Source organism: Acidovorax sp. LjRoot38 (genome assembly GCF_964252975.1).
GTDB lineage: Bacteria > Pseudomonadota > Gammaproteobacteria > Burkholderiales > Burkholderiaceae_C > Acidovorax > Acidovorax facilis.
Genome location: NZ_CAXUPT020000004.1, coordinates 364,668 through 388,176, shown reverse-complemented (window position 1 = coordinate 388,176; position 23,509 = coordinate 364,668). Strand labels below are relative to the sequence as shown.

Below are 23,509 nucleotides of genomic sequence, written 5' to 3'. Positions count from 1 at the left end.
TTCGATTGTCTATATTCCGTGAATACAATCAGTCGCCAGACAGACAGAGCGCGGTCGGCGCTCTGTAGAAAATAATCCATTATCAAACGCCCGACGAGAAGCCCATGACCAACGAAGAAATCCTCGCCCAATACGGCCCCCGCGAATCCATGGAATACGACGTGGTGGTCGTTGGCGGCGGCCCTGGCGGCCTTGCCACTGCGATCCGCCTGAAGCAACTGGCGGCCGAAAAAGGCCAGGACGTCTCGGTGGTGGTGCTGGAAAAAGGCTCCGAACCCGGTGCGCACATCCTGTCGGGCGCCATCATGGACCCCAAGGCCCTCACCGAGCTGATCCCCGACTGGAAAAAGCGCGGCGCCCCGCTCAACCAGCCCGTCACCGACGACGCCTACATCTTCCTGTCTGAAAAATCGGGCTTTCGCGTGCCCAACATGTTCCTGCCACCGTTTGCGCAGAACCATGGCAACTACATCATCAGCCTGGGCAACCTGACCAAGTGGCTGGGCGAGCAGGCAGAGGCCCTGGGCGTGGAAATCTTCCCCGGCTTTACCGCCGCAGAGGTCCTCTACAACGATAACGGCTCCGTCAAGGGTGTGGCCACGGGCAATCTGGGCATCGGCAAGGACGGCGAGCCCACCGAAAACTTCCAGCTCGGTATGGAGCTGCTGGGTAAATACACCGTGTTTGCCGAAGGCGCACGCGGCCACCTGGGCAAGCAGCTGATTGCCAAGTTCCACCTCGACAAGGACCGCGACCCGCAGAGCTTTGGCATTGGCGTGAAGGAACTCTGGGAAATCGACCCCAAGAAGCACCAGCCCGGCTTTGTGATGCACACCGCTGGCTGGCCCATGGAGAACGACACCTACGGCGGCGCCTTCCTGTACCACCTGGAGGGCAACAAGGTGGCCGTGGGCTTTGTGACCGGCCTGGGCTACCAGAACCCCTACCTCAGCCCCTTCGAAGAATTCCAGCGCTGGAAGACGCACCCGAACGTCCGCTACTACTTCGAAAACGAAAAGGGCGAAGTCACGGCCAAGCGACTGTCGTATGGCGCGCGTGCCATCAACGCCAGCGGCATCAACGCCCTGCCCAAGACCGTGTTCCCGGGTGGCGCACTGGTGGGCTGCAATGCGGGCTACCTGAACGTGGGCCGCATCAAGGGCAGCCACGCCGCCATCAAGACCGGCATGCTGGCCGCTGAAGCCGCCTACGACGCCGTGGTGGCAGGCCGCCAGCACGACGAGCTGACAGCCTACCCCGAAGCCTTTGAAAAGAGCTGGCTGCACACCGAGCTGAACAAGGACCGCAACTTCAAGAACTGGTTCAAGTACGGCCTGACCACGGCCACGCTGATGAACGGTTTCGAACAATTTGTGCTGCGCGGCCACATCCCCTGGACGTTGCACCGCGACAAGCCCGACCACGCGTACCTCAAGCCTGCGGCCGAGTGCAAACCCATCGTCTACCCCAAGCCCGATGGCAAGCTCACGTTCGACCGCCTCTCCAGCGTGTTCATCAGCAACACCAACCACGAAGAGAACCAGCCCGCCCACCTCACGCTCAAGGACGCGAGCGTGCCGGTCAACATCAACCTGGCCAAATACGCAGGCCCCGAGGCACGCTACTGCCCGGCGGGTGTTTACGAGTTTGTGCCCGACACCACCAAAGGCGGTGATGCCCAGCGCCTGCAGATCAATGCGCAAAATTGCGTGCACTGCAAGACCTGCGACATCAAGGACCCCACGCAGAACATCGTGTGGGTCACGCCGGAAGGCGGCGGCGGTCCGAACTATGCCGGCATGTGAGCACCATCAGAATTCATAGCACCTAGTGCTTAAAGGGCCTGCGCTGCAGGTCCTTTTTTATTGATGTCTCTGGCACTGACGCTCACGCGGCTGCGCGCGTGAGCTGAAACTGCCCCATCGCACCCGCCAGCCGGTTGGCCTGGTCCTTGAGGCTCTGGGCCGCTGCAGCGCCCTGCTCCACCAGCGCGGCGTTTTGCTGCGTCATGTGGTCGAGCTGGTCGACCGCCTGGCTCACCTGGCCGATCTGTGTGCTCTGCTCGCTGCTGGCTTCGTTGATCTCGGACATCAGCGTGGTCACCCGCTCCACGCTCTGCACGATATCGCCCATAGTGGAACCTGCGGTGACCACCAGCCGGGCGCCGTCACTCACCTTGTCTACGCTGGTGGAGATCAGCGCCTTGATCTCGCGCGCCGCATTGGCACTGCGCCCTGCGAGGCCCCGCACTTCGCTGGCCACCACGGCAAAGCCGCGCCCCTGTTCGCCCGCGCGGGCGGCCTCCACGGCGGCGTTCAGTGCCAGGATATTCGTCTGGAACGCAATGCCATCAATGATGCCAACGATGTCGGCGATCTTCTTGCTACTGGCGTTGATCTCTTCCATGGTCTTGACCACCTGACTGACCACTTCGCCGCCTTTGCTGGCCACTTCGGTGGCGTTCAGCGCCAGGGCATTGGCCTGGCGCGTGCTGTCGGCATTGGCGGCCACCATCTGCGCCAGCTGCGCAATGCTGGCCGCCGTCTGCTGCAGGTTGCTGGCGGCATGCTCGGTGCGCATGCTCAGGTCAGTGTTGCCCGCAGCCACCTCCGAGCTGGCCACATGGATGGATTCGCCCGAGTCACGCACCTCGGTCACCACGTAGTGCAGCGACTCGACCATCTTGTCCAGCGCCGTGAGCAGCTGGCCAATCTCGTCGGTGCGCTGGGTTTGCATGCGCACCGTCAGGTCGCCCCGCGCCACCAGGTCGGCCGCCTCGCAGGCCTGGCGCAGCGGCAGCACGATGGAGCGCCGCAGCAGCCAGCCAAACAGCGCCGACAACGCCACCACCACCAGCACCGCCACAGCACTGACCCATTGCGCACGGGACGCGTCGGTAATCATGCTGTCACCCGCTTTCAGGGATGACTGCTCGGAGGCTGCGAGCAACTGGTCAATGGAGCGCAGGTACTGGGTCAAAGCAGCAGCGTGTTCCTGCAACTCCTTCTGGCTGATGATCTTGGCTTCGAGGGCGTTTTGCACCAGCGCATCCCGCAACACTGCATATTTCTGGCGTTGTTCCTGGGCTTCGGTCCACAGCGGCCCGGCGCTCTCGCTGGAGGACGCCTTGGCCATCGCTTCTTCAATGCGCTTGCGCATCGCGTCTTCAGCGGCGATTTGGCTGCGCATCTCAGCCACCAGCGGGAACACGTCGGACGACAACGTGGCGCGCAATGCAATCTGGCCGATATAGACAGACTGCGTTTTCCAGTCCCGCACCGTGCGCTCAATGGGCAGCTGCTCTGCAGTCAGCAGCGTAGCCTGGCGGCTGGTGTCCTGGCCCGTCAGCCAGGTGGTGGCGCCGAGCAAGGCCACCGCGAAGCCCAGAATGCCAAAGCTGGCCGCCAGCTTCTGCCCCACGCTCAGGGTGCGGCTGCGCCGCGCAGGCTCTGGACTCTGGGCGGCAGAGTCTGTTGTGGCACGGCTGACATCCGCTTGTACAGGTGCGGCGGAGAAGGTGGCGCCGCCAAGCGCCCCGGAAGTGGCTGGCAAGTAGTTCATGAGCGTTCTCCTGGTTCATTTCCCGCACCGTGCGGGGGTGGAAACCAGTGGTGGCAAGCGCTGTGCCCAGTGTGTCCCCGCAGGTACATCGCACACAGCACATGCCCCACTGGGGTCAGCGGCCCATCACGTCACGACGTGACACATTCGCCAAAGCCGCCACCGCCGGGGGTAGCGATCTCGAACACATCGCCAGGCTCCATCAGCGCCGCGCCGATATGGCCCAGCTCTTCCACCTGGCCGTTGGCACGCAGCACGCGGTTGGCACCGGGCCGGCCGGGCTGGCCGCCTGCCATGCCAAAGGCGGGGTTCAGGCGCCCGTTGGACAAAATGCTGGCCGTCATCGCCTCCAGAAAGCGCACGCGCCGCACGCCACCATCACCACCCGCCCAGCGGCCTGCCCCGCCGGACCCGCGCTGGATCTCGTAGCTGTCGAGCACCACGGGGAAGCGGAACTCCAGCACCTCGGGGTCGGTCAGGCGCGAATTGGTCATGTGCGTCTGGACCACGCTGGTGCCGTCAAACCCGCGCACCGTGCGGCCCGAAGCATCGAACACCGCACCGGCACCGCTGCCGCCGGCAATGGTTTCGTAGTACTGGTACTGCGCATTGCCAAAGGTGAAGTTGTTCATGGTGGGCTGGCTGCCCGCCATCACGCCCAAGGCGCCGAACAGCGCATTGGTGATGCAGGTGGAGGTCTCCACATTGCCCGCCACCACCGAGGCCGGCGGGTTGGGGTTGAGCATGGAGCCCTGCGGGATGATGACCTGCAGGGGTTTCAAGCACCCGGCATTGAGCGGAATGTCATCGTCGACCAGCGTGCGGAACACATACAGCACCGCCGCCATGCACACAGCACGCGGGGCGTTGAAGTTGTTGGTCTGCTGCGCACTGGTGCCTGCAAAGTCGATCACCGCGCTGCGCTCGGCCACATTGACCTTGACCGACACGCTGATCTGCGCGCCGTTGTCCAACTTCAGGGTGAACTGCCCGTCTTTGAGCTGCGTGATCACGCGGCGCACCGACTCTTCAGCGTTGTCCTGCACATGGCGCATGTAGGCCTGCACGACATCCAGGCCAAACTGCCCCACCATCTTCGAGAGTTCCTGCACACCCTTCTCGTTGGCAGCGATTTGCGCGCGCAGATCGGCCAGGTTCTGCTGGGGATTTCGGCTGGGGTATGGCGTGGTGCCGCCACCCGTCGTCAGCAGGCTGCGCACCTCTTCTTCCAGAAAGATGCCACGGTCCACCAGCTTCACGTTGTTGATCTGCACACCCTCTTCGTCGATACGCGTGGAGAACGGTGGCATCGAGCCCGGCGTGGTGCCACCGATGTCGGCATGGTGGCCCCGGCTGCCCACATAAAAGGTGGGCTCGGCGCCTTCGGCCACGTACACCGGGGTGATCACGGTCACATCGGGCAGATGGGTGCCGCCATGGTACGGGTCGTTGAGCATGTACACATCGCCCGGGTGCATCTTCCCCGCGTTCTCGCGGATCACGGTCTTGATACTTTCGCCCATGCTGCCCAGGTGCACGGGCATGTGCGGCGCGTTGGCGATCAGGTTGCCCGTGGCATCGAAGAGCGCACAGCTGAAGTCCAGGCGCTCCTTGATGTTGACCGAGTAGGCCGTGTTCTGCAGCTGCAACCCCATCTGCTCAGCGATGTTCATGAACAGGTTGTTGAACACCTCCAGCAGCACCGGGTCTACCGTGGTGCCTGCGGCGTACTGCACCTTGCGCGCGGTGACGCGGTCCAGCACCAGGTGATCCAGGTCCGTGAGGCGCGCAGACCAGCCGGGCTCCACCACGGTGGTGGTGTTCTTCTCGGCAATGATGGCCGGGCCTGGTATCACGTCGCCAGGGTGCAGGTCCTCGCGCACCACCAGGGCGGCATCGTGCCATGCGCTGCCCGAGTACATCTTCACCGTCTCGCGCTGTGGGTGCTTGCGGTGCGGATGCAGGGGAAGGCGCGGCTCGGCAGGGGCATCGCCCGCAATCATGGCCTCGACCGACACGGCCTCCACCACCAGACCCTTGCCTACCATCAGGAAGGCAAAACGCTGGCGATAGGCAGATTCGAAAGCGGCCTGGATGCTGGCCATATCGCCAAACGGCACCACCAGGGCAGAATCGGTGCCTTCGTAGCGCACGTGCACGTTGTGGCGCACCTGCACCGGATTGGCGCTGACCTGCTGGCGCTCCAGCTCGGCCTGGGCCGCAGAGCCCAGTGCGTCCAGGCGTTCCGCAATCAGCGGCAGCGATGCGGCGGCCAGCGGCATCTCCACCGCCTGTTCGCGGATCACCGTCTGGTCCGCCAGACCCATGCCATAAGCACTGAGCACGCCCGCCAGCGGGTGCACAAACACACGCGACATGCCCAAAGCGTCGGCCACCAGGCAGGCATGCTGGCCGCCCGCGCCACCAAAACACTGCAGCGTGTAGCGCGTCACGTCGTAGCCGCGTGCCACGCTGATCTTCTTGATGGCGTTGGCCATCTGCTGCACAGCGATCTGGATGAAGCCTTCGGCCACTTCTTCGGGCTTGCGCTGGGTCTGCGCAGCAATTTCCTCAAAACGGGCGCGCACCGCATCGGCGTCCAGTGTTTCGTTGGCGGCGGGGCCAAACACGCTGGGGAAGTAACGCGGCTGCACCTTGCCCACCATCACGTTGGCATCGGTCACGGCCAGCGGGCCGCCCCGGCGGTAGCTCACCGGACCTGGGTTGGCGCCTGCGCTTTCGGGGCCCACTCGGAAGCGGGCACCGTCGTAGGCCAATACCGAGCCGCCGCCAGCCGCCACCGTGTGGATGCTCATCATGGGGGCGCGCATGCGCACACCGGCGACGTGGGTTTCGAACTCGCGCTCGAACGCACCGGCGTAGTGACTTACATCCGTGGACGTTCCGCCCATGTCAAAGCCGATGACCTTTTCATGCCCGGCCAGGCCCGCCGTGCGCGCCATGCCTACGATGCCACCTGCGGGCCCCGACAGAATCGCATCCTTGCCCTGGAAGGTACCCGCATCGGTGAGGCCCCCCGAAGACTGCATGAAGAACAGCTTGACGCCCGGCATCTCGCTGGCGACCTGCTCCACATAGCGGCGCAGGATGGGCGAGAGGTACGCATCCACCACGGTGGTGTCGCCCCGGCTCACGAACTTCATCATGGGGCTGGTTTCGTGCGAAGTGCTGATCTGCGTGAAGCCCACCTCTTTGGCGATGCGCTGAGCCGCCTGTTCATGCTGTGTGTAGCGGTAGCCGTGCATGAACACAATGGCCACGCTGCGCAAACCACGCCCGTAGGCTGCCAGCAGGTCGCCGCGCAAGCTGGGCTCGTCCAGTGCCTGCAGCACATCGCCATGGGCGCCCACCCGTTCGCACGCTTCGATCACCTCGGCGTACAAAAGCTCGGGCAACTGGATGTGGCGGTCAAACAAACGGGGACGGTTCTGGTAGGCAATGCGCAGCGCGTCGCGAAAGCCGCGCGTGGTCACCAGCAGCGTGGGCTCGCCCTTGCGCTCCAGCAATGCGTTGGTGGCCACGGTGGTGCCCATCTTCACGCACTCCACCAGCGCGGGTGTCACGGGCTCGCCGGGCTTCAAACCCAGCAGGTGGCGGATGCCCGCCACGGCGGCGTCCTTGTACTGCTCGGGGTTTTCAGACAGCAGCTTGTGGGTGGTCAGCGAGCCATCGGGCCGCTTGGCCACGATGTCGGTGAATGTGCCCCCACGGTCAATCCAGAACTGCCAGCGGGGAATGTGGGTGGTGGGTGCAAGTTGTGTCATGGTGTGATGGTTTGCAAAGTGAAATGAAAGGGTTCGGTGCTCGCTCAGGCCGCCAGGGCCAGAGGCGAGCGGGCCGGGGAGCGCGGCGCGCGAGCCAGTGCCTCCAGCACCGCGCGCACAGAAGGAATGGAGGGCGCTGTGACCATGGCCTTGTCAGCTCCGCACCAGGGGCGGCTCAGTGCAGCGATCCAGGGCATCACGACATGGATGTCCGAGGGCGGCAGGGTCTGCATGCTGTCCACAACAATGCTCAGCTCCTGCGCCAGGCGCGAGCCCGGTGCAAAGCGCCAGTGGTACTGGCCGCAACCCAGGCGCACCGCGCGGCTGTCTTTTTCGGTCATGGCCACGAGCCAGGGGCAGTGAAACTCCGCGCACGCAGGATCGGGAGGATCGGCCAGACAGAAGCTGTACACGTTTTCATAAGTGCGGCCAAAGCGGCGTACCAGGGTTTCGGCAATGGCGTCGCGGCCGTGGGCCACCGGCGGAAAGTCCATGTCGCCCTGCCGCACGTCCATGCGCAGCAGCGCGCCGCCGGCAAAGGCCCGCTCGATCAGGTGAGGCCGGTTGCCATCCTTGGCCAGCAGATACATCTCGATGGTGTCGGAAGGGGTTTGCATGGTGATTCCTTGGTGATGCCAACAATCCAATGGCCTAGCGCTGCGTGTAGTACGGGATGAAGAGCTGGTTGGCCTCGCTCCCCACGGACCGCACCCATTCGCGGGAAAACCGTTCGCCCAGGCGTTTGAGTTCGGAGTCCAGCACCGCGGTGGGGGGCTCGACCTTGATGCCTTTGCGCTGCAGTTCGATCACCGACTCCTCGGCCACGGCGGCGCTCATCGCCCAGCCCCGTTTTTCGGCGTCTGCTGCAGCCTGGCTCACGGCCTGGCGCACCGGGGCAGGCAGTGCGTCAAACGCCTGCTGGTTCACAAAGACGATGTTCTTGGGGAACCAGGCGTTGATACCGTAGTACTGCTTGATCTGGCCCCAGACCTGGTTTTCCACCCCGGTCAGGGCCGATGTGATCATCGAATCCAGCTTTCCGGCCGCCAGGGCCTGGTTGACCTCGACCATGGGCACATCCACGGGCGTGGCGCCCAGCAGCTCGGCAATACGCACCGTGCCCGGGTTGTAGGTGCGCATGCGGGTTCCCTTGAAATCCACCGACGAACGCACCGGGACCGTGGTGAACAGCCCCTGCGGAGGCCACGGCACGGCGTACAAGGCTTTGAGCCCCTTGCGCGCCATGTGCACTTCGATCAACGGTCGCTGCACATCCCACATGCGCCGTGCGTCGGCATAGCTGCGGACCACAAAAGGCACGGAATCGCCACCTGCCATGGGGATCTCGCGCACCAGGCTCGTCATGATGGTTTCGCCCGCCTGGGCCTTGCCGTCCTGCACCGCCTGAGGAATCTCAGCCAGTTTGAACAAGGCGTTGTTGGCATGCACTTCAATGCGCAATGCACCGGCTGAAGCACGCTCCACGTCCTGCGCAAACTGGACGATATTGCGCGTGTGGAACGACTCCGCCCGGTAGCCCGTGGCCAGCTTCCACTGGGTTTGGGCGTGCAGCACCGGGGCCACGGCAAGCGCGGCCAACAACACGATGGTCTTCATGGTGAGCTCCTGTACGGATTTTTCGGCGAGGGGTGCTGCGGGGTCAGCCCTGCATCTGGCGTGGCAGCCAGAGCACGACGTCGGGCACGAAATACGTCAGGATGACCGCAACGATCATCAGTGCGAACAAAGGCAGTGCAGTGCGGGCGATCCAGGTAACTTCGCGGCGCGTCATGCCCTGCAGCACAAAGAGGTTGAAGCCCACCGGCGGCGTGATCTGCGCCATCTCCACCACCAACACGATGAAGATGCCGAACCACACCAGGTCAAAGCCTGCAGCTTCCACCGTGGGCAGCAGCACCGCGATGGTCAGCACCACCATGGAGATGCCATCCAGGAAGCAGCCCAGCAGGATGAAAAACACGATGAGCAGCAGCATCAGCGCAAAGGGCGACAGGTGCAGGGCGCCGATGAACTCGGCCAGGTGGCGTGGCAGGCCGATGAAGCCCATGGCCAGTGTGAGGAACGCGGCGCCCGCCAGGATGAGGCCGATCATGCAGTACACGCGGCAGGCAGCGACCAGCCCGTCCTTGAAGCGCGCCCAATCGAGTGATCCCTCAATCTTCGCCAGAATCAGCGACCCGCCCACACCCAGCGCCGCGGCCTCGGTGGCGGTGGCAATACCGCTGTAGATGGCGCCCAGCACCACCACGATGAGCGACACCACAGGGATCAGGTGGCGCGACGCATAGAGCTTCTGCACAAAGCTCAGGCGGGCATCAGGCGCTGGCACCTTGTCCTTGTTGAACAAGGCCCACACGACGATGTAGCCCATGAACAGGGCTGCCAGCATCAGACCTGGAATCACGCCGGCCAGGAACAACTTGGAGATCGACACATTGGCCGCCACGCCATAGACGATCATGATGATCGACGGCGGGATCAGCAGGCCCAGCGTGCCTGCGCCAGCCAGTGTGCCCACCGAGATGTCTTCGGGATAGCCACGCTGCTTGAGTTCGGGCAGCGTGATCTTGCCGATGGTCGCGCAAGTGGCCGCCGATGAGCCCGAGATGGCAGCGAAGATGGTGCAGCCCACCACGTTCACATGCAACAGGCGGCCGGGCAGACGGTCCAGCCAGGGCGCCAGGCCTTTGAACATGCTGCTCGACAGCTTGCTGCGAAACAGTATCTCGCCCATCCAGAGGAATAGCGGCAAGGCCGTGAGCGTCCAGCTGGAGGTAGACCCCCAGATGGTCAGCATCATGCTGTCACCCACGGGGCGGCTGGTAAAAAGCTCCATACCGACCAGCGCCACCGCAAGCAGTGACAGGCCGATCCACAAACCCGAACCGAGCACTGCAAAGAGCACCACGATCAGGCCAAAGGCAATGATGACGTCCATGTTGATTTCTCCTGCAGGGGGTTACTCGGAACGGGCCGATTCAGACACGGCCATGAAGGCCACGCCCTGAAAGCGCAGGATGAGCGCATGGGCAAACGACAGCGCAAAGCCGATGCAGCCCATGGCCATGCTGATCTGGGGAATCCACAGCGGCGAAGCATCGGCCGCAGGCGAAATGTCGTGCGTGACGTAGGAAATCCACACCGAGCGCACTGCGTAGCAGGCGATATAGGCCGTGAGCACCAGTGCACTGGACAGGCAGAACCATTCAAAGGCGCCGCGCCAGCGTGACGGCAGCCGGTCGAGCAACAGGGTCACCCGGATGTGGTCTCCGTTTTGCAATGTGCCGGGCAATGCAAAGAACAGCGCTGCGGCGATGGCGTAGCCTGCATACGCGTCGAGACCGTCGATGTTGACGTGAATGACCTCGCGGGCAAACACGCCCAGCGTGACTGCGGCGAACGCAGCCAGCATGGACAGGCAGGACAGCAACATCAGCAGCCTGTAGAAATTTCGGACGAGTTTGTCCATGGCGTACTCCGGTAACGCTTGAAAAAAATGAGGGGGAGTGGCGACGAAAGAACTGGGCAGCATGCGCCTGTGCTACCCCGGCCCCACTGCGGGGGCCCGGAAAACGCCAGTTACTTCTTGCGGTAGGCGTCGATGATGGCCTGCCCCTCAGGTCCGGCAGACTTGATCCAGTCGGCCGTCATGGATTCGCCAATGCTTGCGAGTTCCTTCTTGATGCTGTCGCTGGGCTCGGCCACGGTCATGCCTTTGGCGCCCAGCTCTTTGATGAACTCCTTGTCCACGCGCTCGCTTGTGGCCCAGCCGCGCTCTTCAGCGGCGGCCGCAGCCTTCAGCACAGCATCCTGCAAAGGCTTGTCCAGGGCATCAAACGCCTTCTGGTTCACCACGGTGGCATTGCGCGGCAGCCACGCGCTGACGGGATAGAAGTGCTTCACCTGCTCATACAGCTTGGATTCCACGCCGCTGGCACTGGACGTCAGGAAGTTCTGCACGGTGTTGGTAGCCAGAGCCTGGCCCAGCTCCGACAGCTGGATCGTCACCGGCTGCGCCTTGAGCAGTTGCGCAATGCGCGTGGTGGCGGGGTTGTAAGCCCGCATCTTGGTGCCTGCGAAGTCCGCGGGCGTACTCACGGGCTTGAGCGAGTAGAGCGACTGGCCAGGCCATGGCACGGTGAACAGCACCCTCACGCCCTGCGCAGCGAGCAGCTTTTCCTGCGCAGGCTTGGCGGCCAGATAAAGGCGCTTGGAATCGGCATAGCTGGTGGCCAGGAATGGAATCGAATCCACCCCAAACAGCGGGTTTTCGTTGGTAGCGCCCGAAAGGATGAACTCGGCCGAGGGCACCTGGCCAGTTTGCACCGCACGCTTGATTTCGTTGGCCTTGTACAGCGAGCCACCGGGGTGCAACACGATCTTGAGCTTGCCACCCGTGAGCTGATCCACCTCGTTGGCGAACTGCTGCACGTTCTGCGTCTGGAAGCTGTTGGCGCCATAGCCCGTGGGCAGGTCCCACTTGATCTGGGCCTGGGCGGCGCAGACGCTGAGGACTGCGGACAAACAAATTGTGATTTTCTTCATGGTGGAACTCCTTGTTGAAAGCGGATCAGAAACTGGCGAGCTGGTGGTTGAGAAGGTCGGTGACCAGCATGCAGCCCGGTGCATGCGTGATGCAGAACGCGGGCTGGGCATTCAAGATGGCCGATTGCGGGGTGACGCCGCAGGCCCAGAAAACAGGGATTTCGCCCGGCATCAGCGCTACGGCGTCCCCGTAGTCGGGATGGGCCAGATCGGCGATGCCGATCAGGGCCGGGTCACCGATGTGCACAGGCGCTCCATGCACATTGGGGAAACGCGAGGTGACCTGCACCGCACGGATCACATCCGCTGCGGGCATGGGACGCATGGTCACCACCATGGCACCGCCAAAAGGGCCGGCCGGTTCGGTTTGCACGTTGGTGCGGAACATGGCCACGTTCTTGCCTTCGTCGATGTGGCGCAGGCGGATGCCTGCCTCGATCAATGCGGACTCGAACGAAAACGAACATCCCAGGATGAAGGTGACCAGGTCCGGCCGCCAGAGGCTGGCAATGTCCGCCACCTCCTCCGACATTTCACCGTGGCGCCAGATGCGGTACAGCGGCACATCACTGCGGATGTCGATGTCCTTGCCCAGCGAAGGCAGGGTGAACTGGCCGGGCTCGCTGACCGCCAGCACGGGGCAAGGCTTGGGATTGCGCTGGCAAAACCGCAGAAAGTCACTGGCAAGCACCTCAGGCAGGATGACCACGTTGCCTTGCACATGGCCGTCTGCGAGACCGCTGGTGTGTGATGTCCACAGGCCCTTGCGGATGGTGTCGCGGACGTGGTTCGGATTGCTGGTGCCCTCAGGGCCAAACACCGCGAGCGAATTTTCTTGAGCTAAGTCCACCGTATTTCCTTGCATTGAGAAAAGTCAATTGCATGACGTTGGACGGATTGTGTTGGGGTGTAACTGCGCTGGCAAATTCAAAAAATTTCTCTTAGCTCATCGATTTTTTCGATGCACTTCATTGGGGCGAAGCAAACCAATTTGGTGCTCAGGGTTAACCCTTGGACTTCTATTTAGGGTTAACCCGAACCCTAGAAAGGAGAATTTGCACACGCGCAGCCGCACCGAACTGCGCATGTCGATTCAATGCGAAGTCCTCGGGGCTGCGCCGTGAAGGCAGACAGCGCAACCGCAGTGCGCGCAGCGGAAAAAGGAGCGTGCGTGGTCCCCGCGCTCAGGCGCGGGCCTTGCGGGGCCTGGGCTCTGGGGCTTGCTGCGCTTCGATGAAGCTGAGCGCCGAACGCACGATCGCCTCCATCGCGGGCGAAGACGGGTCTTCGCGGTAGCTCACGTGAATGGGCAGCGGACGCAGCGCAATGTCGCAGGCCAGCGCACGAAGATCCGGGAATGCCAGCATCCTCTGCACCGCCAGGCGCGGCAGCGTGGCAACGCCAAAACCGCCCTGCACCAGCTGCACCATGGCAGAGATTGAGGAAATGGTGTGCACGCAGCGCGGCTCCACCTGCGCCTGGCGCAGCGTGTCCAACAGGTACACATGGGGCTGAGAACCGCGCTGAAAGGTCAGGATGTCGGTTCCGGCAAAGTCTTCCGATGCATAGCGCCGCTTGCGGTGGATCTTGCTGTTGCCGACGAACACCATCTCCATCGGCGTCAGCGCCTGGCTGCGAATGCCTTCGGCCGATGCGGGCAAGGCCGCAAACACGGCATCCAGCGTGCCCCGGCGGATCTGATCCAGCAGCACCGGCGTGGATTCGACCGTGAGCTCCAGCTCCAGCAGCGGGTTGTCCTTGCGCAGTTGTTCCACCCAGGGGATGAGCCACGAGTGGAGCACCGACTCAATGGCGCCCAGCCGAATCGACACTTCCAGCGGGCCGCCCGAGCCCATCTCGGCCTTGAGCTGGCGTTGCAGCTCCAGCATCCGCTTGGCGTACGTCAGAAAGCGCGTGCCCGCCACTGTGAGCTTGAAATGCTTGTCGCGCCGGTCCAGCAGCAGCACGCCCAGTTCTTCCTCCAGCGCCGCCACGCGGCTGGACATGGCCGACTGCGTCAGAAAGAGTTTTTCCGCCGCGCGCGTCACGCTCTTGAGGGAGGCCACCCAGTAAAAGGCTTCGACAAAACGCAGGTTCATGGTGGTGGTTCTCCGGCCTTGCTGGCACGTTGCAAGCTCCTTGGCGGTGCACCGTGGTGGTGCAACATCCCCCAAGCCAGCGCCGAAAGGCGTGGCCATTCTGCCGTTGATCCGCGTGTTCCACAGCCTTTGAACCGCAAAAGCAGAGCATCGCCGGGTTTCCTCGATGCCTGCGCAATGGAATTGCGACCGGATGCAAATACTATAAAAACAATAGCTATTGGCGCTTTACAGATAAGCGCTAGAGTCCAATTTCATTCAAACTCACCCCACAAACAGGGGCAGATCGGCCTTCTTGAGCGTGCGCAGCACGAAGCTGGAGCGGCTGTGCCGGATGCCTTTGATCTTGTAGAGCTTCTCACGTAGCAAGCGCTCGTAATCGCGCGTGTCCTTCACGACGATGCGCAGCAGGTAGTCGTAGTCGCCCGACACCAGGTGCGCCTCGATCACCTCAGGAATGCTGGCGAGTGTTTCGCCAAATTTTTCGAGCGTGTTGTCGGAATGGCTGTCGAGCGTGACCTGCACCAGCACCGTGTCGGCCAGGTCCAGCGACTGTGGGTTGATGCGCACGGTATAGCCCTGGATCACACCCGCCTCTTCCATCTTCTTGATGCGGCCCCAGCAGGGCGATGCGCTCAGGCCCACGGCCTGCCCGATCTCTTGCAGGCTGGCGCGGGCGTTGCCTTGCAGTACAGCGAGAATTTTTCTATCTAGTCGATCCATCGGTCTGATTATTCAACAATCTTCTTGAATTCAGAAAATTATTCTGTCATTCACGCCATTTGAAGCGAATTCAGTAAATTCATCTCATCCGCCCCGCGCATACTTCTTCCATCAAGGCGCTCTTACCGGAGCGCACAAACTGACAAGGCCCCGGCTGGTTACCGCCAGCACGGGGCCCTTGGCATTTTTGGCGGCGCCCATGCCCACCAGAAGCGTCTTGGCAAGCGCCCTGGTGGGTAGTTAATAAGCACGCTTACCAGCACAAACCCCGATGCCTGCGCCGATGCTGCACCGCCATAATTTGGCAGAGGCTGGGGCCTGCTCTGCAAGGAGCAACCGTGCATCCCCACCAACCCAGCCCACCATTAACAGGAGACAGCATGCAACTGACCAAACTCGTCGTCGGCCTGAGCCTTGCGCTCGGCTTTGTGGCCACCGCTGCCGCGCAGACCACCATGCGCATCAGCATCTCGACCGCCCAGAATTCCCACCAGGGGATTGCCATCGACACGTTTGCCAAGGAAGTCGAAAAGCGCACCAGCGGCCGCTACAAGGTGCAGACCTTCTACAACGGCGCCCTGGGCGGCGAGCGCGAATCGATCGAAGCCGTGCAGCTGGGCACGCAAGAGCTGGCGTTCAGCTCCACGGGGCCCATCCCCAACTTTGTTCCTGAAACCAAGATCCTGGACGTGCCTTTCCTGTTCCGCGACAAGGCGCATGCCCGTGCGGTGCTGGACGGCCCCATCGGCCAGGAGATGCTGACCAAGTTCGACAGCAAGGGCTTCAAAGCCCTGGCCTGGGCCGAGAACGGCTTTCGCCACATGACCAACAGCAAGCGCTCGGTGAACACGCCCGAGGACCTCAAGGGCCTGAAGATGCGCACGATGGAGAACCCCGTGCACATTGCCGCGTACAAGGGCTTTGGCATCATCACCACGCCCATGGCCTTCCCCGAAGTGTTCACGGCCCTGCAACAAGGCACTGTGGACGGCCAAGAGAACCCGCTGCCCGTGATCATCTCGGCCAAGTTCGACCAGGTGCAAAAGCACCTGACACTGACCGGCCACGTGTATTCCCCCGCCATCTTCGTGATGAACAAGGGCGCTTTCGAGAAGCTGTCGACCGCGGACAAACAGGCCTTCATCGACGCCGCCAAGGAAGGCACCAAGGCCAACCGGGCCCGCGTGGATGAAGACGACGCCAAGGGTGTGGCCGACCTGCGCGCCAAGGGCATGACGGTGGTGGACAACCCCGACAAGTCCAAGTTTGTGGCCGCACTGGCCCCCGTAAATGCCGAATTCGAAAAACAGTTCGGCAAGGCCACGCTCGACAAGATCCGCGACTTCAAGTGATGCCCGCGCTACTATCGTTGTAGTAGCAACCAACGCCCGTAGCGCAAGCGCTATCGGGCGTTTTTGCTCCCGCCCCAGGCTTCTTGCCTGATTGCTTACCGTGTTGTTCCCCCTGTTGTTTCAACTGCCCATGGCTGGCACTGCCCCATGAAAAATGCTTTTCTCACCTTTGAGCGATGGACCACGTTCATCGCCATGCTGGGGGCCTGCGCCATGCTGGCCCTGTCTGCCTCGCTGGGCATGTTCCAGATCCTCATGCGCTTTGTGCTGGAGCAGCCTGCCGAATGGACGGAAGTGCTGATCCGCTTCAGCCTGATCTGGATGGTGTTCCTCGCCATCCCCGCCGCCTTCCGCCAGGGCGCGATGGTCAGCGTGGATGTGCTTTACCGCTGGAGCCCTCCCGCCCTGCGGCGGGTGCTGGACTGGGTGGTCGCGTTGGCAGCCCTGGCGCTGATCGGCATCGTCATCTGGTACGGCTGGGACTACGCTCAACGTGGTGGCGTGCAGAGCATGGCGGGGCTGGAATCCGTCTCCATGTTCTGGGCCTACCTGGCCATGCCCGTCGGCGGCCTGTTCTGCACTGTCGGCATCATCGGCAATCTCATCGACCCCCTGCGCATGGAACTGGAGACCGCCCAATGAGCATGGTCATGATTTCAACGATGGTGATTTGCTTTGCACTCACCATTTCGGTGGCCGTGTCCATCGGCCTCGCCTCCATCCTGGGCATCCAGGCATCCAACGCCAACATGCTGATCTCGGTGAAGGAGATGTTCGCCTCGATCAACAAGTTTCCGCTGGCGGCCATCCCCTTCTTCATCCTCGCGGGCAACCTCATGGAGACCGGTGGCATCTCGCGCCGCCTGGTGGAGTTTGCCAAGAGCATCGTGGGCGGCGTGCAGGGCGGCCTGCCCATGACCTGCGTGCTCACCTGCATGATCTTCGCGGCCGTGTCGGGCTCGTCGGTGGCCACCACGTTTGCGATTGGTGCCATCCTGATCCCCGCGCTCATCAAGCATGGCTACCCCACCAGCTATGCGGCTGCGCTGCAGGCCACAAGTGCCGAGCTGGGTGTGATCATTCCGCCCTCAATCCCGATGATCCTGTACGGCGTGAGCGCCGAAGTGTCCATTGGCGAGCTGTTCATCGCGGGCTTTGGCCCGGGCCTGCTGATCAGCGGTGCGCTGATGCTCTTCGTATGGGCGTATTGCAAGTACAAGGGCTGGGGCAAGAACGACGGCGATGGCCGCATGCCGTTTGGCAAGGCCACGCTGCAGGCAGGCTGGGCGCTGCTCATGCCTGTGATCATCCTGGGCGGCATCTACGGCGGCGTGTTCACCCCCACCGAGGCATCGGCCGTGGCCGTGTTCTACGCGCTTATCGTGGGGGTGGTGATCTACCGCGAGATCCGCATCAAGGACCTGTTCGCCATCCTGCGCAAGTCGGCCATCTCGTCGGCGGTGATCATGTTCATCATTGCCAATGCCGGGCTGTTTGCGTTCCTCATCACACGTGCCGGGGTGCCCGATGCCATCGGCCGCTGGCTCGAAGCCGTGCTGCAGTCCCCTGCCCTGTTCCTGCTGGGGGTGAATGCGGCGCTGTTCGTGATCGGCATGTTCATCGAGACCAGCGCCGCCATCATCGTGCTGGCGCCCATCCTCGCGCCCGTGGCCATGCACTTCGGCATCGACCCGGTGCATTTCGGGCTGATCATGGTGGTGAACCTGGCGCTGGGCATGATCACCCCGCCTTTTGGAGTGAATCTGTTTGCGGCCTGCACGGTGGCCAGAATCTCGCTGGACCGCATCATCAAGCACTTACTGCCTTTTGTTTGTGTGATCCTGGTTTGCCTGATGATCATCACGTACATACCCTCGATCTCACTCGCTCTCCGAGATCTGGTCTACGCAAAGTAGTTAGAATCGTTAGGTCAGGAGAGAGTGCCTAGCCCCACAGGCCACCGCACCGCCGAAGGCGCAGGCAGCAGCCGAACGCTCAGGCAAAAGGACTGACAACCGCCCGCAGTGATGCGGGCGTTCCCTTGCTGGAGAGAGATGGCCCACCGCACCCGCGTGTCGAGGCCATCCACCGAAGGAGCAAACCGCACGGCCAGCCAGGGCGCTGCGGTGAATCTCTCAGGTAAAGCGGACAGCAGGGCAAATCCCGTGGCCACCTTGTGGCTGCGGCCCTCATTTGCCCCGGAGTTCCGCCATGTCAGCCACCGCCCCCCTGCTTACCACGCCCCTGAACGCCCTGCACATCGAGCTGGGCGCCCGCATGGTGCCGTTCGCCGGCTACTCCATGCCCGTGCAATACCCCGCTGGGCTGATGGCCGAACACCAGCACACGCGCAGCGCGGCGGGCTTATTTGACGTCTCGCACATGGGCCAGCTCAAGCTGGTCGGCCCTGACGCCGCAGCGGCGTTTGAAACCCTGATGCCGGTGGACGTGATCGACCTGCCCGTGGGCAAACAGCGCTACGGGCTGCTGCTCACTGACGAAGGCACGGTCATCGATGACCTGATGTTCTTCAACCAAGGCGTGGTGGATGGCGAGCCCACGCTGTTCGTGATCGTGAACGGTGCTTGCAAGGTGGGCGACATTGCGCACATCACGGCCCGCATCGGCCAGCGCTGCAAGGTGGTGCCCATGCCCGACCACGCCCTGCTCGCTCTGCAAGGCCCGCGGGCCGTCACCGCCCTCGCCCGCCTCGCGCCCGGCGTGGAAAAGCTGGTGTTCATGACGGGCGGCGATTTTTCCATTGCGGACTGCGACTGTTTTGTGACCCGCAGCGGCTACACGGGCGAAGACGGTTTTGAAATCTCGGTGCCCGCCGCGCAGGCCGACACCCTGGCCCGCGCCCTGCTTGCTCAGCCCGAGGTCAAACCCATCGGCCTGGGCGCCCGCAACTCGCTGCGGCTCGAAGCGGGCCTGTGCCTGTATGGCAACGACATCGACACCACCACCACGCCGCCTGAAGCCGCGCTGAACTGGGCCATCCAGAAGGTGCGTCGCACGGGAGGCGCCCGCGCAGGGGGTTTCCCCGGAGCAGACAAGGTGCTCGCGCAGATCGACAACCCCGCCAGCCTGCAGCGCAAGCGCGTCGGCCTCGTCGCACTGGAGCGTGTGCCCGTGCGCGAACACACCGAATTGCAGAGCGAAGACGGCCAGAAGATTGGCGAAGTGACCAGCGGCCTGCTGGGCCCCACGGTGAACGAACCCGTGGCTATGGGCTATGTCACACCCGCCTTCGCCGCCATCGGCACGCGGGTGAACGCCATCGTGCGCGGCAAGGCCGTGCCCATGGAAGTGCGTGCCATGCCCTTTACCCCCGCGCGCTACTACCGCGGCTGACCGTCTGAAACTGCGCCAGCCCGGCTACAGTCTTGGCTGGCATCGGCACTTTTGTTTGTTTCCCCCCTTTTTTTCTGGAGCCCCCATGACCGTCAAGTTTTCCAAGGATCACGAGTGGATCGACATCTCCGACCACGAAGCCGCCACCGTGGGCATCACGGTACACGCCCAGGACGCGCTGGGCGATGTGGTGTTTGTGGACCTGCCCGAAGTCGGCAAGACCTTCACCCAAGGTGAAGTCGCCGGCGTGGTGGAGTCCGTCAAAGCCGCCGCCGACGTGTACATGCCCGTCAGCGGCGAAATCGTCGAGGTGAACGAAGCCCTGCGCGCCGACCCCTCGCTGGCCAACACCGACCCGCTGGGCGCTGGCTGGTTCTTCAAGGTCCACGTGACCGACATGATGCAATTCGACGCGCTCATGGACGAACCTGCGTACGCAGAGTTCGCCAAGAACGCCTGATCTCCGGATCTTTTGTTCCCCGAGGCCCGGCGCCCTGCCGGGCCAATGTGCCTCCTTGTTGTCCCACGCCGCCGCCGATGACCACCCTCGCCCCCCTGACCACGCTCGCAGCGCTTGAAAACGCCACCGAATTCCTGCCACGCCACATCGGCATCGATGCGGCCGATGAAGCGCACATGCTGTCGGTGATTGGCGAGGCCTCGCGCCGCGCCCTCATCGACTCCATCGTCCCGCGCTCCATTGCACGCAGCAGCGCGATGGACCTGCCCCTGCCGATCACGGAAGCGGCGGCGCTGGCCGAACTCAAGGCGATGGCATCGAAGAACCAGGTCCTGAAGAGCTTCATCGGCCAGGGCTACTACGGCACCCACACACCGGGCGTCATCCTGCGCAACATCCTGGAGAACCCCGCCTGGTACACGGCCTACACGCCGTACCAGGCCGAAATCTCGCAAGGCCGCATGGAGGCGCTGGTCAATTTTCAGACCATGGTCTGCGATCTGACCGGCATGCCGATTGCCAATGCGTCGATGCTGGACGAAGCCACGGCCGCCGCTGAGGCGATGACGCTGGCCAAGCGCTCCGTCAAGAGCAAGAGCAATGTGTTTGTGGTGGCCGGTGATGCCCACCCGCAAACCATCGAAGTGATCCAGACCCGTGCCAAGCCCCTCAATATCGAAGTGGTGCTGGCCAACTCCGCCGCCGAATGGGATGCAGCGCTGAATGGCGAGTATTTCGCCGTGCTGGCCCAGTACCCTGCCACCAGCGGCCGCATTGACGACCTGCGCGCTGATGTGGAGAAGGCGCATGCCAAACAGGCGGCCTTCATCGCAGCGGCCGACCTGCTGGCCCTCACGCTGATCACCCCGCCCGGTGAATGGGGTGCCGACATCGTCGTGGGCACCACGCAGCGCTTCGGCATGCCCATGGGCGCGGGTGGCCCGCACGCTGCCTACATGGCCTGCCGCGACGAGTTCAAGCGCAGTCTGCCCGGCCGCCTGGTGGGCGTGAGCGTGGATACACATGGCAAGCCCGCCTACCGCCTGGCCCTGCAAACGCGCGAGCAGCACATCCGCCGCGAAAAGGCCACGTCCAACATCTGCACCGCGCAGGTGTTGCCCGCCGTGATCGCCAGCATGTACGCCGTGTACCATGGCCCCGATGGGCTCAAGCGCATTGCACAGCGGGTGGCCAGCTACACCGCCATTCTGGCCAAGGGGCTCGCCCAACTGGGCGCACCGGTGCGCCCGCAGGCGTGTTTTGACACGCTGACGCTCAAAACCGATGGCGCTACTAAATCCATAGCTGCTCGCGCAGTACAGCTGGGCGCCAACCTGCGAATTTATTTCGGAAACTACCTGTGCATCTCCTTGGACGAGACCACCACGCGCGCCGACATCGAGCTGCTGTGGAAAGTCTTTGCCCAGGACGGCCAGGCGTTGCCCACGTTCGATGCTTTTGAGAAAGGCGTGGAGTTGCTGATTCCGGCCGAGCTGCGCCGCACCAGCAGCTACCTCACGCACCCGGTGTTCAACACCCACCACTCCGAAACCGGCATGCTGCGCTACATCCGCCAGCTGTCTGACAAGGACCTGGCGCTGGACCGCAGCATGATCCCGCTGGGCAGCTGCACCATGAAGCTCAATGCCACGAGCGAGATGATCCCCATCACCTGGCCCGAATTCGCCAACGTGCACCCCTTCGCACCCGCTGACCAGTTGCAAGGCTACAAGGAGCTGGACGAACAACTGCGCGCCTGGCTGTGCCAGGCCACGGGCTACGCAGGCATCAGCCTGCAGCCCAACGCCGGATCGCAAGGCGAATACGCGGGCCTGCTGGCCATCAAGGCCTACCATGAGGCCCAGGGCGATAGCCACCGCAACATCTGCCTGATCCCCAGCAGCGCACACGGCACCAACCCCGCCAGCGCCCAGATGGTGGGCATGCAGGTGGTAGTGACCGCCTGCGACGCCAACGGCAACGTGGACATGGCCGACCTGCAGGCCAAGTGCGAACAGCACAGTGCCAACCTGGCCTGCATCATGATCACCTACCCGAGCACGCACGGCGTGTTCGAAACGCAGGTGAAGGAGCTGTGCGCCCTGGTGCACAGCCACGGCGGCCGGGTGTATGTGGACGGCGCCAACATGAACGCCCTGGTCGGCGTGGCCGCCCCTGGCGAGTTCGGCGGCGACGTGAGCCACCTGAATCTGCACAAGACCTTCTGCATTCCGCACGGCGGTGGCGGCCCCGGCGTGGGTCCCGTGTGTGTGGTGGCCGATCTGGTGCCCTACCTGCCTGGTCATGCCACGGCCGGTGTGGCCGGCGGCGTGGGTGCCGTGTCGGCAGCGCCTCTGGGCAATGCCGCCGTGCTGCCCATCAGCTGGATGTACTGCCGCATGATGGGCGCCGAAGGCCTGCAGGCCGCGACCGAAACCGCCATCCTCTCGGCCAACTACATCAGTGCACGCCTCAAGGATCACTACCCCACGCTGTACGCGAGTGCCAATGGCCACGTGGCGCACGAGTGCATCCTGGACCTGCGCGGCCTCAAGGACACCAGCGGCGTGATGGCTGAGGATGTCGCCAAGCGCCTGATCGACTACGGCTTCCACGCGCCCACGCTGAGCTTCCCCGTGCCCAACACGTTGATGGTGGAGCCCACCGAGAGCGAAACGCTGTTCGAGATCGACCGCTTCGTCGACGCGATGATTGCCATCCGCGAAGAGATCCGCCAGATCGAATCCGGCGTCTGGCCGCAGGACAACAACCCGCTGAAGAACGCACCCCACACGGCCGAGAGTCTGCTGGGCAGCGAATGGGCTCGCCCTTACGCCCGCGAAGCCGCCGCTTACCCGGTGGCCGCCCTGCGCCAGGCTAAGTACTGGTCTCCTGTTGGCCGCGTGGACAACGTATGGGGTGACCGCAATCTGAGCTGCAGCTGCATCCCGGTGTCTGACTACGCCTGAGACGCCTGAATTGCCTGAACGCAGTGACCTCGACCACCAGCGCCTGCACTGTCTGCCAGCCGCGTGCGCTGGACGCGCTGGTCCGGTCTGAACCTGCCCTGGCCGCTCTGTGGCAGGCCCTGCCCCGCCGTCAGTTCGGCGCAGGCACGCTGCTGCAGCCCGCGGGCGAGACCAGCACGCGCTGCTGGCAGGTGCGCAGCGGTGTGGTTCGGCTGTTCTACCTGAACGAACAAGGAACCGAACGCAACCGGTCGTTTCACGGCACCGGCAGCTGGGTGGCTGGCAACCTGCCGCCTCTGGCGCTGCCCAGTCCTTATGCCATCGAGGCCCTGGCACCCGTAGAGGCTGTGGAGCTGACCTATGCCACCTTGCAGCAGTGGCAACGCAGCTTTGCCCACATCGGCCCCTTGTTGGAAGAGGCCCTGGGCTATGTGTTTCAGCAGCACGCACAGCGCGAAGCCGAGTTGTTGAGCCACCCGCCCGAGGTGCGCTACCAATCTTTTCTCGCTACACACGGTGATTTGACGCCCCACCTGCCGCAGCACCATGTGGCCAGCTACCTGGGCATCTCGCCGGTATCGCTATCACGCATCCGGGCACGGCTGGGCTTGGTGGAAGCGTCACGCGGCGTTTGAGAATT

18 protein-coding genes and 2 riboswitches are annotated in these 23,509 nt (G+C 63.3%); of the genes, 8 read left to right on the top strand and 10 right to left on the bottom strand.

Annotated elements, in window-relative coordinates:
* Window positions 1–104 precede the first annotated feature (104 nt).
* A complete protein-coding gene (locus ACSQ22_RS09495) occupies window positions 105–1,805 on the top strand; it encodes an electron transfer flavoprotein-ubiquinone oxidoreductase (protein WP_436130145.1) in 1,701 nt (566 codons plus the stop codon).
* Window positions 1,806–1,887: 82 nt separating this feature from the next.
* On the opposite strand, the gene ACSQ22_RS09490 is transcribed toward ACSQ22_RS09495, so the two are convergent.
* From ACSQ22_RS09490 to ACSQ22_RS09445, 10 genes are all read right to left on the bottom strand, one after another.
* Window positions 1,888–3,561 carry a methyl-accepting chemotaxis protein gene (locus ACSQ22_RS09490; RefSeq protein ID WP_121419958.1) on the bottom strand — a complete coding sequence of 558 codons (1,674 nt, stop codon included), beginning with the start codon at window positions 3,559–3,561 and terminating at the stop codon, window positions 1,888–1,890.
* 131 nt (window positions 3,562–3,692) lie between these two features.
* Window positions 3,693–7,346 (bottom strand): hydantoinase B/oxoprolinase family protein, encoded by a 3,654-nt coding sequence (locus ACSQ22_RS09485; RefSeq protein WP_436130144.1) that lies wholly within the window; start codon window positions 7,344–7,346, stop codon window positions 3,693–3,695.
* A gap of 44 nt (window positions 7,347–7,390) precedes the next feature.
* A complete protein-coding gene (locus ACSQ22_RS09480) occupies window positions 7,391–7,963 on the bottom strand; it encodes a hypothetical protein (RefSeq protein ID WP_055402385.1) in 573 nt (190 codons plus the stop codon).
* Between the two features lie 34 nt (window positions 7,964–7,997).
* Window positions 7,998–8,963: a TRAP transporter substrate-binding protein gene (locus tag ACSQ22_RS09475; RefSeq protein WP_055402383.1), complete on the bottom strand. Its 966-nt coding sequence runs from the start codon at window positions 8,961–8,963 to the stop codon at window positions 7,998–8,000.
* Between the two features lie 43 nt (window positions 8,964–9,006).
* Window positions 9,007–10,305 (bottom strand): TRAP transporter large permease, encoded by a 1,299-nt coding sequence (locus ACSQ22_RS09470; RefSeq protein ID WP_055402381.1) that lies wholly within the window; start codon window positions 10,303–10,305, stop codon window positions 9,007–9,009.
* Window positions 10,306–10,326: 21 nt separating this feature from the next.
* Window positions 10,327–10,836, bottom strand: a complete 510-nt coding sequence (locus tag ACSQ22_RS09465) for a TRAP transporter small permease (RefSeq protein WP_218299710.1) — start codon at window positions 10,834–10,836, stop codon at window positions 10,327–10,329.
* Window positions 10,837–10,946: 110 nt separating this feature from the next.
* Window positions 10,947–11,912 carry a TRAP transporter substrate-binding protein gene (locus ACSQ22_RS09460; protein ID WP_218299709.1) on the bottom strand — a complete coding sequence of 322 codons (966 nt, stop codon included), beginning with the start codon at window positions 11,910–11,912 and terminating at the stop codon, window positions 10,947–10,949.
* Window positions 11,913–11,937: 25 nt separating this feature from the next.
* Window positions 11,938–12,777 (bottom strand): putative hydro-lyase, encoded by an 840-nt coding sequence (locus tag ACSQ22_RS09455; protein WP_255577604.1) that lies wholly within the window; start codon window positions 12,775–12,777, stop codon window positions 11,938–11,940.
* A gap of 319 nt (window positions 12,778–13,096) precedes the next feature.
* The gene (locus ACSQ22_RS09450) at window positions 13,097–14,011 is read right to left on the bottom strand and encodes a LysR family transcriptional regulator (RefSeq protein WP_218299708.1); all 915 of its coding nucleotides are present in this window, start codon (window positions 14,009–14,011) and stop codon (window positions 13,097–13,099) included.
* A gap of 264 nt (window positions 14,012–14,275) precedes the next feature.
* Window positions 14,276–14,734 carry an Lrp/AsnC family transcriptional regulator gene (locus ACSQ22_RS09445; RefSeq protein ID WP_010458688.1) on the bottom strand — a complete coding sequence of 153 codons (459 nt, stop codon included), beginning with the start codon at window positions 14,732–14,734 and terminating at the stop codon, window positions 14,276–14,278.
* A gap of 380 nt (window positions 14,735–15,114) precedes the next feature.
* Between ACSQ22_RS09445 and ACSQ22_RS09440 the strand changes: the two genes are divergently transcribed.
* The 7 genes from ACSQ22_RS09440 to ACSQ22_RS09410 all read left to right on the top strand — a co-directional run bounded on the left by ACSQ22_RS09440 (window position 15,115) and on the right by ACSQ22_RS09410 (window position 23,504).
* Window positions 15,115–16,086, top strand: a complete 972-nt coding sequence (locus ACSQ22_RS09440) for a TRAP transporter substrate-binding protein (protein ID WP_436130143.1) — start codon at window positions 15,115–15,117, stop codon at window positions 16,084–16,086.
* 147 nt (window positions 16,087–16,233) lie between these two features.
* Complete coding sequence (locus tag ACSQ22_RS09435) at window positions 16,234–16,728, top strand: TRAP transporter small permease (RefSeq protein ID WP_218299705.1); 495 nt, start codon at window positions 16,234–16,236, stop codon at window positions 16,726–16,728.
* Window positions 16,725–18,002 (top strand): TRAP transporter large permease, encoded by a 1,278-nt coding sequence (locus ACSQ22_RS09430; protein WP_121506572.1) that lies wholly within the window; start codon window positions 16,725–16,727, stop codon window positions 18,000–18,002. Before ACSQ22_RS09435 ends, ACSQ22_RS09430 begins: the two co-directional genes overlap by 4 nt.
* Window positions 18,003–18,007: 5 nt before the next feature.
* A riboswitch (glycine riboswitch) is annotated at window positions 18,008–18,107 on the top strand.
* A gap of 13 nt (window positions 18,108–18,120) precedes the next feature.
* A riboswitch (glycine riboswitch) is annotated at window positions 18,121–18,248 on the top strand.
* A gap of 49 nt (window positions 18,249–18,297) precedes the next feature.
* Entirely contained in the window at window positions 18,298–19,440 is a 1,143-nt protein-coding gene (gcvT, locus tag ACSQ22_RS09425; protein ID WP_436130142.1) for a glycine cleavage system aminomethyltransferase GcvT, read from the top strand.
* An 85-nt stretch (window positions 19,441–19,525) separates the two neighbouring features.
* Entirely contained in the window at window positions 19,526–19,900 is a 375-nt protein-coding gene (gene gcvH, locus ACSQ22_RS09420; protein ID WP_055397402.1) for a glycine cleavage system protein GcvH, read from the top strand.
* Window positions 19,901–19,977: 77 nt separating this feature from the next.
* Window positions 19,978–22,869: an aminomethyl-transferring glycine dehydrogenase gene (gene gcvP / locus ACSQ22_RS09415; protein WP_436130141.1), complete on the top strand. Its 2,892-nt coding sequence runs from the start codon at window positions 19,978–19,980 to the stop codon at window positions 22,867–22,869.
* Between the two features lie 23 nt (window positions 22,870–22,892).
* Window positions 22,893–23,504, top strand: coding sequence for a Crp/Fnr family transcriptional regulator (locus ACSQ22_RS09410; RefSeq protein ID WP_431152855.1), 612 nt, complete (start codon window positions 22,893–22,895; stop codon window positions 23,502–23,504).
* Window positions 23,505–23,509 lie beyond the last annotated feature (5 nt).

Excerpts from the sequence above, each read along its gene's own strand:
- gcvP (WP_436130141.1), top strand. The coding sequence starts at position 19,978 with ATGACCACCCTCGCCCCCCTGACCACGCTCGCAGCGCTTGAAAACGCC.
- ACSQ22_RS09470 (WP_055402381.1), bottom strand. The coding sequence starts at position 10,305 with ATGGACGTCATCATTGCCTTTGGCCTGATCGTGGTGCTCTTTGCAGTG.
- ACSQ22_RS09455 (WP_255577604.1), bottom strand. The coding sequence starts at position 12,777 with ATGCAAGGAAATACGGTGGACTTAGCTCAAGAAAATTCGCTCGCGGTG.
- ACSQ22_RS09465 (WP_218299710.1), bottom strand. The coding sequence starts at position 10,836 with ATGGACAAACTCGTCCGAAATTTCTACAGGCTGCTGATGTTGCTGTCC.
- ACSQ22_RS09475 (WP_055402383.1), bottom strand. The coding sequence starts at position 8,963 with ATGAAGACCATCGTGTTGTTGGCCGCGCTTGCCGTGGCCCCGGTGCTG.
- ACSQ22_RS09460 (WP_218299709.1), bottom strand. The coding sequence starts at position 11,912 with ATGAAGAAAATCACAATTTGTTTGTCCGCAGTCCTCAGCGTCTGCGCC.
- ACSQ22_RS09430 (WP_121506572.1), top strand. The coding sequence starts at position 16,725 with ATGAGCATGGTCATGATTTCAACGATGGTGATTTGCTTTGCACTCACC.
- ACSQ22_RS09485 (WP_436130144.1), bottom strand. The coding sequence starts at position 7,346 with ATGACACAACTTGCACCCACCACCCACATTCCCCGCTGGCAGTTCTGG.
- ACSQ22_RS09480 (WP_055402385.1), bottom strand. The coding sequence starts at position 7,963 with ATGCAAACCCCTTCCGACACCATCGAGATGTATCTGCTGGCCAAGGAT.
- ACSQ22_RS09445 (WP_010458688.1), bottom strand. The coding sequence starts at position 14,734 with ATGGATCGACTAGATAGAAAAATTCTCGCTGTACTGCAAGGCAACGCC.
- ACSQ22_RS09490 (WP_121419958.1), bottom strand. The coding sequence starts at position 3,561 with ATGAACTACTTGCCAGCCACTTCCGGGGCGCTTGGCGGCGCCACCTTC.
- ACSQ22_RS09440 (WP_436130143.1), top strand. The coding sequence starts at position 15,115 with ATGCAACTGACCAAACTCGTCGTCGGCCTGAGCCTTGCGCTCGGCTTT.
- ACSQ22_RS09450 (WP_218299708.1), bottom strand. The coding sequence starts at position 14,011 with ATGAACCTGCGTTTTGTCGAAGCCTTTTACTGGGTGGCCTCCCTCAAG.
- ACSQ22_RS09495 (WP_436130145.1), top strand. The coding sequence starts at position 105 with ATGACCAACGAAGAAATCCTCGCCCAATACGGCCCCCGCGAATCCATG.
- ACSQ22_RS09435 (WP_218299705.1), top strand. The coding sequence starts at position 16,234 with ATGAAAAATGCTTTTCTCACCTTTGAGCGATGGACCACGTTCATCGCC.
- gcvH (WP_055397402.1), top strand. The coding sequence starts at position 19,526 with ATGACCGTCAAGTTTTCCAAGGATCACGAGTGGATCGACATCTCCGAC.
- gcvT (WP_436130142.1), top strand. The coding sequence starts at position 18,298 with ATGTCAGCCACCGCCCCCCTGCTTACCACGCCCCTGAACGCCCTGCAC.